Origin of the sequence: Pseudomonas sp. 2024-210 (genome assembly GCF_045062345.1) — a bacterium.
In the GTDB taxonomy this organism is placed as follows: Bacteria; Pseudomonadota; Gammaproteobacteria; order Pseudomonadales; family Pseudomonadaceae; genus Aquipseudomonas.
Map to the genome: position 1 here is coordinate 137352 of NZ_JBJGEJ010000004.1, position 14984 is coordinate 152335.

The following is a 14984-nucleotide window of genomic DNA, read 5'->3' on the forward strand; positions in this document are numbered from 1 at the left end:
CGATACCCTTGACACAGGGCAAGGGATCTATCTAAATGAGAAACAATCAACCGGTCACGCAGCGCGAGATTGCCTTGGGAGCGCAACAAAAACTTATTTCTACAACTGATGCACGAGGTGTCATTACGTATTGCAATGATGCTTTTGTCGAGATCAGCGGTTTCAATAAGTCAGATCTAATAGGCGCGCCCCAAAATATCGTCCGACATCCCGATGTCCCCTCTGCCATATTTGCTCATATGTGGGGCGCTCTCAAACAAGGCCAGCCTTGGATGGGTATCGTAAAGAACCGAACTAGCAGTGGCGACCATTACTGGGTGAATGCTTATGTCACTCCAATTTTCGAGGGTAGCCAGGTAATTGGTTATGAATCGGTCAGGGTTAAGCCTACGACCGATCAAGTTCGACGCGCAGAGAACCTTTACAATCGCCTAAACCTAGGCAAGTCGGCTATCCCCAGCAGTGACAAATGGAAACCTATCCTCATGGACTGGCTACCACTTTTGGCTATGGGGCTAGTGGGCTCCTTAGGGGGAGTATTTTTCAGTACTTCTCTGGCATTAACCTTGGCGGTATTAATATCTGTTCTCTTCGGGCTGATTGTTTCGCGTCAGAAAAATCAAGGGGCGCTGCATCTGTTGAAAATGGCTGACCCCACAACCTCGGATCAGTTAATTGCACAGATGTATAGCGATGAGCGCGGCCCACAGGCGCGGCTTGAAACCGCATTTGTGAGCCAGGCATCGAGGCTCAAGACTTGCCTTACTCGTTTGCAAGACACCGCAGAGCAGCTCACTGGTCTGGCTGAAAGGTCGGATAACCTTGCCTCAGATAGCTCGCGCGGACTTGAACGTCAGCGAGTCGAGACTGAGCAAGTGTCAGCTGCAGTTAGTCAGATGGCTGCGACCACGCAGGAGGTCGCAACCCACGTTCAGAGAACCGCTAGCGCTACTCAAGAAGCCAATGAGCTAACAGGACGGGGCCGTGATGTAGCTCGAGATACACGTGAGGCCATCCAACGCCTCTCGATCGTTGTCGGAGAGACTGGCCAAGCGGTTGCACAGTTAGCTAAAGACAGCAATGAAATCGGAACGGTTGTCGATGTCATTAAAGGTATTGCCGATCAAACCAACTTGCTTGCTTTGAATGCCGCGATCGAAGCTGCACGTGCTGGAGATATGGGCCGAGGTTTTGCTGTGGTTGCAGACGAGGTGCGTCAGTTGGCACAACGCACCACTCAGTCAACTATTCAAATTCATAGCCTGATCTCCAAGCTGCAAACCTCGTCAAATAGTGCTGTTAAAACCATGGAGAATGGACATCGCCAAGCTGAAGAAGGAGTCGCCTGGGTACTAGAAGCTGACAAGGCATTGGTCGGTATTAGTGATGCGGTAGCTCACATTACTGATATGACCACCCAGATCGCCGCAGCGACTGAAGAGCAAACTGCCGTTGCAGAGGAGATTAGTCGCAACATTACGACCATCGCAAATCTTGCAGATCAAACATCTGAACAAGCAAGAAGCTCGGCAGAGCTCAGCAAAGAATTAACTCAAACAGCGACGACCCAGTACTCATTGGTCGAACGATTCAACCGGTAACAAACGAACCTTCTCTACAAAAGCCCGCTCTGTGCGGGCTCTCAATTGCGCTCTTAGCCTGGCTCTGATCTCAAGGTTTTGCGAGAGCAAATCCAAGGTTTAGAGGGGCTTGTTGATAGCGGTGCCAATCAGCTAACCCTCTCCCATGCTGAGCGCAAAGTGTCCCGGTTTCTGTCAGAAGCATTCGCCCAGTTACCGACGTGACTCGTGCTTACGCGTGGTAAATACCGCGAGCTGACTGGCAGGTTACTGCGCAAGGAAGCATGCAAGTGACCGATAACTGTCTTTGGCCAGCGACAGCTCTGGGTCGAGGCTGACTGTCAGTGGGCAACCGCTATACTGATTTGACTACTGAGAGGGCGGGTATTGATGAAGAGGACAATTCTGGGAATGACTGAGGCTGGCGAGCCGTTGATCTTAGAGGCCTTAGAAGCTCTGCGTCTTTATCGTGAGGCTAAAACTTTAGGCCGCCCACAAGAGGAAATTGATCAACTGAAAATATTGGCTGATTCGCTAGTCCAGACAGTAACCGATTATCAGCTTTTAGCGGCTGGTGCTGACTTCATAACGCTTCACTAGAAAGGATTACACTTGAGAAATGCATTGAATCGCCCCGGATTCTCTAGACACCTTGCAAGCTCATTGCGTAACGCTTTTCAAACTCTACCGGTGACAGCTGATTGTTGAAATCATGGCGGCGTTTTACGTTGTAGAACATCTCGATGTAATCGAACACATCACTACGAGCATCTTCCCGCACGGTATATATTTTTCGTTTGACCCGCTCCCGTTTCAGAAGTTGGAAAAAGCTCTCGGCCACGGCGTTATCATGGCAGTTGCCTCGGCGACTCATACTGGCAACCAAATTGTTTGCGCTCAAAAAGCTGCGCCAATCGGAGCTGCTGTACTGGCTGCCCTGGTCGGAATGAACCATCACCCCTTGCTTCGGTTTACGCCTCCAAACCGCCATCAACAACGCATCAATAGCCAAATCACTGGTCATCTGCGCCTTCATTGACCAGCCAATGACCTGACGAGAAAACAGATCCAGCACCACCGCCAAATACAACCAGCCTTCATACGTACGAATGTAGGTGATGTCGGTTACCCAAACCTTGTTGGGTTCCACGACATCGAACTGGCGCCTCAGCAAATTGGGTGAGGCGACCGCCGGCTTACCGCCGTACTTTCCAGGGCGGCGTCTATAACCTGTCTGAGAACGGAGACCTTCAAGACGCATCAGCCTCGCCACACGATGACGACCACAATCCTCACCGACCTCGCTCAGATCGTCATGGATTTTACGATAACCATAAACGCCTCCGCTCTCCAACCATGAGTGCTTGATCAAACCTAGCAGTCGCTGGTCGTCTTTAGCGCATGCAGATTGTGGCTCAGACAACCAGATGTAATAACCGCAGGGATGGACTTTCAGCGTCAGGCAAAGCCGTCGAATGGAATAGTCGCCGGCTCGCTGCTTGATAAAGGCCTACTTCAACCGCACTCCTTGGCAAAGTACGCGGCGGCCTTTTTTAATATGTCTCGCTCTTCAGTGACGCGCTTGAGTTCCGTTCGCAGACGACGCAGTTCAGCGTGCTGATCATCATCCTGCTGCCGTTCTTCTTGAGGTTTGCTGTAGCGCTTTATCCAGGCATAGAGGCTATGCGTCGACACGCCGAGACGCGCCGCTACATCAGCGACAGGCAGCTTCTTTTCGGTCACTTGATTGACTGTTTGGATTTTGAATTCTTCGGGATAACGTGGGTTGCTCATAGCACCTCCTGATTGGCCTCATTTTAAGGCATGAAGGTGTCTACGAAACTAGGGGCTATTCATCCAGCATTTGCATCCTGGATGACCTGGATCCCCAATGACGAGGATCCCCAACGAATTCTTCCTGAGTCAGTCAGGCCTGCTCTTTACGTTTGCTGCGCAGACGCGCCACACGTGCCTTAGCGATGATCGATGAGTAGGCCACACATAGATAAATCCCATTGGGGAATTCAGAAAGGTCTAACAAGTGCTGGCCTATGACCGTTGGATCAAATGTCTTGATCGCCTCATTGGTCAGTGCATCCAGGTCGGGCGGGGCGATGCTGTCTTGTGTCTGGCCACCGTAGTGGTGACTGCCAGGCTCAAGAGATCCCGTCTCGCGCGGAGCGACGTAGTCAGCATGCGCCGTGGGTAGTATCGGTTGTACAGGCTGTACCGACTCTAAAGGAGGGGCACTCACCTCGGGCAATACATTATGGCGTTGAATAGGCGCTTCAACGGCTGGTTGTTTCTCACTGACCGTAGTGGGCTCATCAAACATATCGACCGTATTACTCACCGGGGGCGATGCCTTCCGAGTTTCGATTACGGCATCTTCGTTACCTAATAGTGCAGGGCGACAGCGAATGAGCAATGTCTGACCCCAATCACCCGTAAACCATTGCCACACTGCCGACTTTTGTTTGCCGGAGAAGATTCGGCCAGACGGTTTAACCTTACCCAAGCCCAAGAGTTCGAGGCCTGCTGGAGTGGCTTCCAACGAATCAATCACAGCCCTAGGGGCTTGCCAATAGAGCATGTCTGGGTAGGTAAAGCTCTCAGCACGTCCACCTTGACTGATAGCGTACAGGCGCTTTGCTTCTTGGCGCAGGTAAGTTTCATCTTGGATTTCACCCAAGCATCTGACATCTGGGTGTGCAGCGCCTATCAATGCACCCGCCATGGTCGCGATCGTATCAGTATCGCTGTTAAGCAAATTGACTACCTGCTCAATGATCTCCTGGGAGCCTACTCGCTGGCCCAGAAGTGCTGCGACGTTTGCGAACAGGGCACATTTGAGTCCTGAGCCTCTTTCTTCGGCGCTCAGTCCCTTGTCGCTGGTGACTATCTCAACATAGAGCTCAGCAGGTGATGCCGATTTGTTGGCCAGGCAATTAACCGCGTTACCAACAGAAGCTTCCCATTCAGCCGCAACCTGATCCACAGCAATTTGAAGCGACGTGTTACTAGCCTTTTCCCACGTAGGCGCCCAGAACGTTGCGAGCTCCGAGTCGCTTCTGATCAGAGAAGGGATACTCCGGATATCGGATGTAAATTGGAACCACTCTGTTTCATTGGGCACACGCCCGTGTTGGAATACGTGGGCTAGAGAAACTGCATGCACAACAGCCCCCGCGATACCCCGCATGTGTCCATGAGTACAAATGGCGTTACGGATGACATCAACCAGATACGAAGGCTTGTTTGTAACGTCTGCAGCGGCCCATACGTGAGGTTGGACGCGCATCGCTGCACCGTTGCCGCCGCCATTCACATACCCGTTGAAGAAGTTGCTGAACCAGTTCGTGCTCCGATTGCAGAGTGAGCTCGCTGCTGACTTGCTTCCTCGTCCGGCTCCCAGCGCATAGACCTGCCAAATAGGCAGTTCTATTTTGGCAAATGCCTCTACATCAAAATATCCTTGACCTGAGATCGCGCGACTGGTCGAAAGACGCAGTTGAGTATCGTCTGAATAGCTTCCTGCAGGAAGGACGACCTGAGCGCCGAATCTTCCGCCGATAATCCTCTGCCATTGCTCCGTTCTGGTTGAGCGTGGCTGACCGAGTCGTTCGCTGACAAGGTTTTCGGAAGCGAGCTCCGTCGGGAATCCCATGGCGTCGCCGTAGGCTGCCCATAGCGCCGATGAAATTGTGCGTTGCAGCCTATTTTCTGACATTGCTCTACTCACCTGATCCTTTCAAACAGCTCTGGCCTAACCACTACGTTGACAGGGGAATGCCCCGTTGCAGCCATCTGACCCGCTAGCTCGTCACTGTCATTGTCGCAACGCACGTAGATACGTTGCAAATGGTCTGTCGACAGTTCTTGGGGATACAGGATCTCGGCTTGGTTGCAGGTCGGGAGATTACTCGGATGATTGGCGGAACGATGTGAGTAATTTGCTAGGTACTGATGAATTGGGGTCTGGAATATGGCTTCCAACCCTTCAGGGCCCTTTGCACGCTCGACGTTGGTATAGATGTTGTTCGTCGTCGTGAACCAGACATCATCGTGAAGCAGTATTTCAGGCGTGAAATCCAGAATGCACCAGAAAAAATCCTTCTCCTTATGCCAGCTACCGGAGCACGTTCTGAAGAACGCGGTATTGATTTGGCTGACGGAAAGGTTGGCATAATCCAGCCAGGCCCGATCCTTGTCTCGGTAGCGCGCATTAGGTTGGAAGATGTGCTTGAGCTGTTGATCTGCGTTAAGGCGCTGGCGAGATTTGAGCGCCCTTGATGCAAAGAGCCCAAGGGAGCCGCGATTGGTGGTGAAGTGGAGGATGGACTCGATGCCTCGCTCCGCAATCAGCTGCTGAATAGTCATACGTCCCGGCCTTCATACAGATCATCATCTACGAAATGCATAATGTCCGGCGCATCGGATGGCTTGAATCCAATCAGGACGCTTTCCCTGGCCCTTCCCACGCCCATTGCGACCAGGCGGCGCAGCCGCGCTGATGGTTCGTGTTCTGCCACATCGATTTGATCCTCATCATCAGGCATGTCTACCTGAAGAACAGAACCGTCCAGGCCTATCATGATGACGTGATCGAACTCCAAGCCCTTACTGGAGTGCAGCGTACACAATGCGATGTTCTCAGGCCCCTCTGGCCATACAGGAGAGCCGGTCAGATTGACGAAGGGCAGACCCGCACGATTCAGAGCGGGTATCAGATCCCGAAACCAGCCTTTGTAGTGCAAAAACGCTACAGATTGTTGGGTGAGATCAATGTCGCGAAGGAACTCTATCGCTCCGCGTACCTGATTCGGGTACGAGCCTCTCAAGACGATCGGTTTCGGCCCATCAGCCCTTGCGGTAGCGTAATTTGGCATCGTCCCGTTATCGTCGATCAGGAGCCCTGTGAGCATGGCACTCGCGAACCGAGCAATCTGACGGGTGTTCCGGTAGTTGGTCTGCAGGGTATGGCTCTTTTCCGGGCGCAGACTTACCCCGACCTCAACCCACGTGAAGTTGCGTGAATAGATGCGTTGAGCACTATCGAGTACGAAGGTCACTGAGGCGTCCGCCGAGCGCTGATTGAGCACCGCTCGTACCTCATTTGCCGAGAAATCCTGGGTCTCGTCCACCACGATTACGTCGTATTGCTCAAGCTGAGTGTTGCTTAGGTCGCACGCCAGATCCCCCCAATCTACCCGTTCATGCTCTGCTTTGAATCCAAGATAGGGTCGGATGACGAGCTCAAGGAGCTGCTGCCTGGCCGGACGTTCCATCCGAGGCGTCACGCCTCGTCCATCTCGGCGTGCAGACAAGTAGTCGTCCAATTCATCAATGTGGAAACGACCAAGAACGTACTGAGCTTCCTCAACAACGAATTCAGACTCAAGCCCTGCGGCAGCGGCGAGTCGGCGGAGATGGGCTGATGCAACTTCCAGATCGAGAATGTTCCGGGCGCCGGTCAAACGCTGGGCCCATTTGTTGAAGGTGGCTATTTCCAGCGAAATGAGAGGCTCTTGACCCAGTTGCCGCTCGGTGAGTTCGTTTATGTAGCCACGAAGCGTTCTGTTGAACGTCAGTACCAAGACTTTCACAGGTCGGGGTTCAGCCTGCCGCCGCGCGCGATTTAAATAGAACGCCACGCTGGTGCGCAGCTTGAGGAGGGCTGTAGTCGTCTTCCCACTTCCTGCGGCTCCTCGAATCACATCAACGCCAGATGTGACTCGGGAAAACAGCGCAAGCTGCTCAGCCGTGGGTATAACGTCGATCAGCGCCTTCATCTGTCTATTCCATCCGTGGGGAAGCTCGAATCCTATCAGGTAATAGTGGCGTTACAATGGCGCATATCAATATTTTGTAAAATCGAAGGATTCGATCAGTTTGTAGCGTCCGAATCGCCGCCAGATGTCAAATGTGGATTTGTGCTACGAAATGTAGCCATGGATGTAGATGGCGATTGAGGCTGAGGCGACGGCAGTGCTGAGTAGGCCTTAGAAGGCTCGCACACCATCGCCAAACGTGCCACCTGGGCCAGGCTCAAGCAGGCAGTCAGGTGAGCATCTATTTCACGAGGAGCGCGACATTGTAGCCGCGTCAATTCCTCGGTGATGCATAGCCCGGCTCGTCACTGCCGTTGTTCTCGGAAATTCGCCAGTTGGTCTCAAGTGGGATGACCGGACTATGTTGATACCTCCCGAAGGGCGATTGTTCGTCGTGAGGAGGGAGCCGAAACCAATGCTCCCTCTCGAGCAGCTCTGGAAAGCGTTTGAAGACGGTCAGGTGATGCAAGGGGATGGTTTGAATGTAGGCATGGAGATTACCTAGATCGATGAACACCCTAGGATTGTCGGATGCCTGAAATTCCTCGCTGAGTACGCGCGAAAGATTCCACTCAATCGAGTGGATATCGATGTCCGGCCGAGCATCAGTCCATGACGATGCAAGCTTCTTGGCGTGGTGGTAGCTGTCATATCCAAGACCCTTGGCAAGAAGATTCAGTGCCTGCGTATGCATGATCGGCTTTACGCCAGGCCACGTTTTAAAAAGGAAGCGAGCGGCACTCTTCATGCCTGTTTTGCGTTCGAGATCAGCGGGGAAAATTGGAAGAATCATCGCAAGCTCCGGTCGATAGCGGTGTCGGCTGCCCGCGAATGACGACTGTTGATTGCGTGAGTATAAGGAGGGTGTATCGCCTGTGACGAAGTCTTTGCGTGCCGACCGCGCGATTCAGGTAATCGCTTAGCCGGATGCTACTGTTGCCTGGCTTGCGGGTCAATAAGGGAGCGAGCTGTTGCTGACGTATGCCTTGAGTCGCCGCACTCATTCCTGATTTTTCTGTGTTGTCCCGAGCGCATTCAACTCGATCCGTTGGCCACGACCAGACAGCGCAAAACTACGTGTAATAATGGCCTCAAATAAGCCCTAGAGGGCGCGATCGTCGTCCTCGAAAGCCTTTCAAAAGCTCGACAATGGGGGTTACGCATCTCCGAGTTGTGTCGCAGCATACCTAGCTTTTAGCTTCTCAAGATTTGCAGCTTTGCGATCCCCGGAGAGCGAGCTACTCGCATCTCAACGCTCCGGATTGGCGTTTAGTGCGGCGAGTTGTGGTCTTCAGATGGTTGGCGTTGGTGAAGGTCAAGCACAATTGCATGCTGAGGAACAAACGGAGTAGCTCATGCCGCACAAGCTATCCTCTATATGCTGATCATTCTCGGAGTTCCACCCCGGCACCTCAGAACAAGCACGACGTGGCTCACGCTTAGCCAGCATTTCCCTAGATATAAGGTGCAATTAATAAGGTGCAACGAGTTGCGTCTTAATGGATGCTGAAAATCCTTAATGTGATTTCACTTTGGATCTGCATGAGCGCCCGAACCTATTGGCGTTGACACCTGAGTCGGGTTGGGTCATCATTTTACTCGTTGAGGGAGGATAGGGTTGAACCTTAGATAAGGGTTCGAATCCCTGGTTTCCCGCCACATTAAGTAAAAAAGGGCTTAGATGAAAATCTAGGCCCTTTTTTTGGCTCAGCATTTAGCAAGTTTGCTGCGTCGGCAACGCTCCGAGCAATAACGTACGTCTTCCCAGCAGCGTGCCCACTTCTTCCGCCATGTGAACGGTAGGCCGCAGGTCATGCAGGTTTTGACCGGGAGTTCACTCTTTTTCAAAATGACTCACCGTGATCTAGTTTTGCGAGCAACAATTGACCACGTTGCCAAAGCGCTTGCTGCTTGGATTCAGGCATCCGGTCGAGGTTTTTATACAGCATGCCCATACGGTGATTGCTGCGCAGGCGGTCGCTGTGACGCATCAGGAAGTGCCAATAAAGAGCATTGAAAGGGCACGCGTCATCTGTGGTGCTTTCGCTCACTTTGTACGCGCAGCCACGACAATAATCAGACATGCGCTTGATGTACTGGCCGCTCGCACAGTAAGGCTTAGACCCCATATAGCCGCCGTCTGCATGCATGACCATGCCAAGCGTGTTGGGCAACTCCACCCAGTCAAACGCGTCCATGTAGATTGCCAGGTACCACTCACATAGTTGATTCGGCGCGATACCTGCGAGCAAAGCGAAATTGCCGGTAACCATTAGCCGTTGGATGTGATGCGCGTAGGCATGCTGAAGGCTTTGGTTGATGGCTTGGCGCATGCAGTTCATCTTTGTTTGGCCTGTCCAATAAAACTCTGGAAGCGACCTTGTGTTGCTGAATTCATTTCCGTCGGCATATTCAGGCATCTTCAGCCAGTAGACGCCTCGGACATATTCCCGCCAGCCGATCAGTTGACGAATGAAGCCTTCAGCAGCGTTCAGTGCAACGTTGCCAGACCAGTAGGCTGACTCCACATCGCTGCAAAGCTGACGAAGATCCAATAGGCCAATATTGAGCGCAGCGCTGATCCTTGCATGAAACAGAAAAGGCTCTTCGTTGGCCATAGCGTCTTGATAGTCACCGAACGCCGCAAGGCCCCAGTCGAGGAAGTAGTCCCACAGGGCTTGGGCGTCGGCATGAGTCACCGGGTAGTCGAAAGTATCAAGGGCCCCATAGTGGCTGGTGAAGTGTTTTGCAACCAAGGCAAGAACAGCTTGGGTTATCGCGTCTGGCGGAAATCGGGCGGGTGCTGGGGGCCTTATGTTCTTGGGCAGGGCTTTACGATTTTCCGTATCAAAGTTCCAAGCGCCTCCTACGGGGCTGCCGTCACCATTCAGTAGTAATCCGCTCTTGCGACGCATTTCACGGTAAAAGAACTCCATGCGCAGTTGCTTCTTGCCTTTCGCCCAACTGGAGAACTCTGTGCGCGTGCAGAGAAAACGACTATCGGAATGCCACTGGATCGCTAGGCCACAGTCCTTAAGTGACTGCTCCAGACGCCAGTCTCCGCACTCCGTGATGTGTATTTCATCTGGTTGCATGAGGGCCTGCCAACGGCGTAACTCGCTCGGCAACGATCCAGTATTTTCTGGATCATCGAGCGTAACGTACTGCACCCGAATTCCACGCGCTTGTAGAGCCTCTGCGAAATGGCGCATTGCGCTAAAGATCAGAGTGATTTTTTGTGGATGGTGAGGGACATGGCTGGCTTCCTCCATCACCTCGGCCAAGAGCACTGTATCGCTTTGAGTATTAAGCCCCTGCAATGAGGCGAGATTGAAAGATAGCTGGTCACCCAAGACGGGGAGTAGCCGGCGAGTCATGTTCATCTACAGAATCCAGTGATTTCGAAAGCGAGCCATAAAACTTATACAACTAAAATTTATTGTATAGGAAATTATTAGCCCACTTCACGGATGCCCCCCATCCCTAGGACTGCTCGCTATACCCATTCCAGATCAGCCGAAACAGTCGGTTTTTGGCTGCGATTGAAGCTGCCCGCGCGGGTGAGTAGGTTCAAGGCTTGGCTGTCGTTGCTGACGAAGTGCGGAAATTGGCGGGGCACCTGCGATGAAGCGATGAAGACGGGTGTCGCGATGTTGCCGTGAGTCTTTACGCGTTAATCATAATTGGACGCAAAAGGAACCCCCCCACTGAACGCTTATGTCGCAAACCGCTTGGCCGCGATCACGCACAAGATGACGCCTCCCGTCACGCTGAACATGCCGATGCTCACGGTTTCATGCAGGAGGGTCGCCGCCAATGCGAGCCCGAAGAAGGGTTGCAGCAGTTGGAGTTGTCCGACTGCGGCGATGCCTCCTTGGGCGAGCCCTCGATACCAAAAGATAAATCCGATAAACATGCTGAAAAATGAAACATACCCAAGACCGAGCCATGCGGGCGTGCCAATGGAAGCAAAGGAGGAGGGCGCTAATACCCAGGTCAGCGGTGCCATCACGGGCAGCGATAGTGCCAAGGCCCAAGAGATTACTTGCCAGCCGCCTAAGACTCTCGCCAGTTTTGCCCCTTCGGCATATCCCAGGCCGCAGACAATGACTGCCAGTAGCATCAGAACGTCGCCTGTGGGGGACGCTGTCAGTCCCTGATTCAGAGCGAACGCGACCACCAGCCCGCAGCCCAGTACCGAGAAGAACCAGAATGCCGGCTGCGGGCGCTCGCCGCCGCGCAATACACCAAATCCCGCAGTGGCAAGTGGCAGCATGCCGAGGAAGACAATTGAGTGTGCGGATGTAACATGCTGTAAAGCCAGCGCAGTGAGTAATGGAAAGCCCACCACAACGCCAATGGCCACTATCAGTAACGGATAAAGCTGGCGGGGTTCAGGGCGTTTGCTTTTCAGCAAAACCAACACGCAGAGCGCCAATATGCCAGCGAGGGTTGCCCGAGCGACGGTCAGGAAAACGGGATCAAATTCCAACACTGCAACCCGTGTGGCGGGCAATGATCCGCTAAAAATCACGACGCCAATAAAACCGTTTATCCATCCGCTCAGAGTATTTGAAGGTGCTCGGCTTTGCTGTTCACAGGTACGTTCCATCGAGTTGCACACCCAAGGCCATTTGCGAGATTGCATGCAACGCATCCTAGGGTGGATGATCGATGACAATCAAAAAATTGTCATGGATACAGCCCTGATGCCGCGTTCACGTTATAAGTCGCTGGTTGATACATTTGCTGCAGATATACGCGCCGCGCGCTTGCTCCCAGGCACTCGCTTGCCCACGCATCGGCAGTTGGCCGCCGCAGAGGGTTTGGCGCTGGTGACGGCCAGTCGTGTTTATGCAGAACTTGAGGCTATGGGGCTCGTCAGTGGTGAGGCCGGGCGCGGCACGTTCGTCAGGGAGACATCATTGCCGCCCGGTCACGGCATTGATCAGCCCGCAGTGACGGCAGGCATGCATGACTTAAACTACAACTACCCCTCAGTACCAGGTCAGGCCGAGCTGCTGCGCACTGCATTACGTCAGCTCGCGCTCTCGGGGGATCTTGAGTCGCTGTTGCGTTATCAGCCTCACGGCGGACGTTTGCATGAGCGCGCGTCAGTGGCACGCCATTTGGAGTCACGCGGCTTGCATGTGCAGGCCGAGCAAGTCTTGATAGTCAATGGCGCACAACATGGGTTAACAGTAGCGCTCATGACCCTGCTCAATCCCGGTGATGTGATTGCGGTTGATGCGTTGACCTACCCCGGTTTCAAGGCGTTAGCGCTCGCGCTGCACCTAGAGGTGCTGGCCATCCCTGTCACTCATAAAGGGCCTGATCTCGATGCGTTCGACAAGCTTTGCCGTAGCCGGTTAGTTCGTGCCGTTTACTGCATGCCCACGCTGCACAATCCGCTGGGATGGGTCATGAGCCTGGAGCAGCGAGAGAGCATGGTAGCCATCGCGCGCACTCATGATGTGCAGATCATTGAAGACGCGGCGTACGCCTTTCTAGTTGAGAACCCGCCACCACCGTTGGCCGAACTGGCTCCGGAAAGGACAGTGTATGTGTCGGGCCTCTCCAAAAGTGTTGCCGCCGGCTTACGCATTGGATTTATCGCCGCACCGGCCTGCATGATTGCTGCGTTGGAGCGAATAATTCGGGTCACGGCCTGGAATACGCCGGGGGTCATGACCGCTATTGCTGCTGGCTGGTTAGACGATGGCACCGTCAGCCATTTGGAGCGACAGAAGCGTCAAGATGCGTAGGCCAGGCAAATCATTGCAGGGGAGGCTCTGGAAGGGCTTCCCGTTGTGCGCCACCCGTTTTCCTACTTTGTCTGGTTACCTTTGCCGGAGGATGGCCGAGCCGATCAAGTCGTCATTGCCTTGATGCGCGAGCAGGTATCCGTCTCGACCGCGCAGCCGTTTACAACCTCCGCCCATGTACCACACGCCATACGACTCGCCCTGGGCTCTGTAGATATGGGGACGTTGCGTATGGCTTTGGCGAAGGTGAGGTGGGTGGTTGAGGCACATTTATAGGTTAAGGCAGGTTGTTTAGCTTGGGATTAGTTATGTCCTACTTTGTCGGGTAAATTCTCCTACTTGTCGGTGCGCTTATGCGCCATAGGTGGAGAGATTAATGACTGAAGGATGGAGTGATGCAGAGCTGGCCGCCTCGGTTGATGCTTATCGCGAAATGTTGAGAATGCAAACGGAGGAAATGAAGTTTGTTAAGGCTCATGTATATCGCGATTTAGCTAATCGTTTTGGACGCGATGAAGGCGCGTTTGAGCGTAGGATGCAGAATATTTCGGCACTTTATGAGCAGTCTGGGCTTGGTTGGGTAGTCGGCTTAAAACCACAAAAGAATATTGGTTCAGCCATCAAGACAAGATTGTTAGCAATGATGCCGCACCTTAGCGAACAAGATTCAGTTCAGTTAGAGGTTGAGGTTGCTGCAAAGGAAGCTGAGCAGTCACACGCATTCGATCCCGTAAATGTTCAAGATGCGAGGAAGCGTGTAGTAGCCAGTATTGTTCGGCGCAGAGGGCAATCAGCTTTTCGTAAAGGGCTGTTGGCCGTATACGGCACGAGGTGTGCTATTACCGGGTGCGATCAGCCTGAGGTACTAGAGGCTGCGCATATTCACCCCTATATGGGCGAATATACCCATGCACTATCTAACGGCTTATTGTTAAGGGCTGATCTGCATACATTGTTTGATTTGTATTTGATTGCTATAGAACCGCAGACATTGCGTATTCGCTTGGCGCCACAGTTGCGACCGTCACTCTATGATCAATATGAAGGCATGCCACTAAACCTGCCGTTATCGCCTTCGTTTAAGGCCAGCGTTGAAGCTTTGCAGTGGCATGCAGATCAGTGCACCTGGTTCAAATCCCCGATCGAGTCATCGGTCTGATCATTCGGCTGCCTAAATTCAACGCCTCAGACACCAGCCCCCGCAACTCGGCATTACTTTCGTTATTGATGCAGTGCGACAGTTTCTCGCCGATGGTGGGGGCGGTGTCTGTACCTTCGGGGAAGGCTCGCAATATCAGCAGCCCAGGATTGGTGAGTACAACCTCGAAAAACGAAACGCCTGACATCCCGTCGAAATGGATGTAGCCAACGTCAGCCAGCCATTTCAAGGTGCCCATAAAAAGGTCTTCTTCTTTTTCCAAGGCTGCACGGTTATCGGCACCCGCGACTTTGTAATCGATAAAATTTTCTGCCGTAAGGGTCACAGGCAGCGGAAAGTTGCGGTACAGGTTGCCCAGAATCAGCCCGGTGTAGCAGTCAAACAGTTCGATATTGTTGGACGGCACGACGTTGAGCGAGTGGACGTTCTTCTCATTGAGGTGACTCGTTAGACCTTTGAACATGCGAACCTCTGTCAGGTAAACCTATTGACTGTGACGGAACAAATCATTCCTATCGGTATAGCACAGCCTGTTTACGTGCTCTGAAAGAGCGGCGATGAAAGGCCTCTTTTCGCTACGTCTCCTACCTCAAATGTTACTGAATGATGCGTGGCGTATGAGGATCGCCATGAAAGATCACATCCTCGC

At 53.0% G+C, this 14984-nt stretch carries 11 protein-coding genes and 3 pseudogenes; 5 read left to right on the top strand and 9 right to left on the bottom strand.

The genetic code is table 11. The features are described from left to right. Positions 1–35: 35 nt before the first annotated feature. Together ACI7MX_RS07490 and ACI7MX_RS07495 are read left to right on the top strand one after the other, a co-directional pair. A complete protein-coding gene (locus ACI7MX_RS07490; RefSeq protein WP_301462156.1) occupies positions 36–1601 on the top strand; it encodes a PAS domain-containing methyl-accepting chemotaxis protein in 1566 nt (521 codons plus the stop codon). A gap of 390 nt (positions 1602–1991) precedes the next feature. Beyond that, positions 1992–2180, top strand: a complete 189-nt coding sequence (locus ACI7MX_RS07495) for a hypothetical protein (protein WP_405588166.1) — start codon at positions 1992–1994, stop codon at positions 2178–2180. 43 nt (positions 2181–2223) lie between these two features. Here the strand turns inward: ACI7MX_RS07495 and ACI7MX_RS07500 are convergent. From ACI7MX_RS07500 to ACI7MX_RS07530, 7 genes and pseudogenes are all read right to left on the bottom strand, one after another. Beyond that, positions 2224–3374: pseudogene (locus ACI7MX_RS07500) on the bottom strand (IS3 family transposase). Positions 3375–3507: 133 nt separating this feature from the next. Then, positions 3508–5310, bottom strand: coding sequence for an ADP-ribosylglycohydrolase family protein (locus tag ACI7MX_RS07505; protein WP_153328357.1), 1803 nt, complete (start codon positions 5308–5310; stop codon positions 3508–3510). An 8-nt stretch (positions 5311–5318) separates the two neighbouring features. Beyond that, on the bottom strand, positions 5319–5960 hold the full coding sequence (locus ACI7MX_RS07510) for a DarT ssDNA thymidine ADP-ribosyltransferase family protein (RefSeq protein WP_153328359.1): 642 nt from the start codon (positions 5958–5960) through the stop codon (positions 5319–5321). Then, on the bottom strand, positions 5957–7372 hold the full coding sequence (locus ACI7MX_RS07515; protein WP_153328361.1) for an AAA family ATPase: 1416 nt from the start codon (positions 7370–7372) through the stop codon (positions 5957–5959). The genes ACI7MX_RS07510 and ACI7MX_RS07515 overlap by 4 nt, the downstream gene beginning before the upstream one ends. A 313-nt stretch (positions 7373–7685) precedes the next feature. After that, positions 7686–8204, bottom strand: a complete 519-nt coding sequence (locus ACI7MX_RS07520) for a hypothetical protein (RefSeq protein WP_153328363.1) — start codon at positions 8202–8204, stop codon at positions 7686–7688. Between the two features lie 914 nt (positions 8205–9118). After that, the gene (locus ACI7MX_RS07525) at positions 9119–9259 is read right to left on the bottom strand and encodes a DUF2256 domain-containing protein (protein ID WP_314481903.1); all 141 of its coding nucleotides are present in this window, start codon (positions 9257–9259) and stop codon (positions 9119–9121) included. Next, a complete protein-coding gene (locus ACI7MX_RS07530; RefSeq protein ID WP_405588172.1) occupies positions 9256–10794 on the bottom strand; it encodes a cryptochrome/photolyase family protein in 1539 nt (512 codons plus the stop codon). Before ACI7MX_RS07530 ends, ACI7MX_RS07525 begins: the two co-directional genes overlap by 4 nt. A 152-nt stretch (positions 10795–10946) precedes the next feature. On the opposite strand from ACI7MX_RS07530, the pseudogene ACI7MX_RS07535 reads away from it, so the two are divergent. Then, positions 10947–11024 (top strand): annotated as a pseudogene (locus ACI7MX_RS07535) (methyl-accepting chemotaxis protein); the annotation flags it as partial. A gap of 102 nt (positions 11025–11126) precedes the next feature. Here the strand turns inward: ACI7MX_RS07535 and ACI7MX_RS07540 are convergent. Further along, entirely contained in the window at positions 11127–12023 is an 897-nt protein-coding gene (locus ACI7MX_RS07540) for a DMT family transporter (RefSeq protein WP_405588424.1), read from the bottom strand. Positions 12024–12120: 97 nt separating this feature from the next. Here ACI7MX_RS07540 and ACI7MX_RS07545 point away from each other — a divergent pair. Both ACI7MX_RS07545 and ACI7MX_RS07550 read left to right on the top strand, forming a co-directional pair. Beyond that, positions 12121–13452, top strand: a pseudogene (locus ACI7MX_RS07545) (PLP-dependent aminotransferase family protein). Positions 13453–13552: 100 nt separating this feature from the next. Further along, on the top strand, positions 13553–14335 hold the full coding sequence (locus ACI7MX_RS07550) for an HNH endonuclease (RefSeq protein ID WP_314481911.1): 783 nt from the start codon (positions 13553–13555) through the stop codon (positions 14333–14335). Here ACI7MX_RS07550 and ACI7MX_RS07555 read toward each other — a convergent pair. Then, complete coding sequence (locus ACI7MX_RS07555; RefSeq protein ID WP_314481914.1) at positions 14307–14798, bottom strand: hypothetical protein; 492 nt, start codon at positions 14796–14798, stop codon at positions 14307–14309. The genes ACI7MX_RS07550 and ACI7MX_RS07555 overlap by 29 nt on opposite strands. Positions 14799–14984 lie beyond the last annotated feature (186 nt).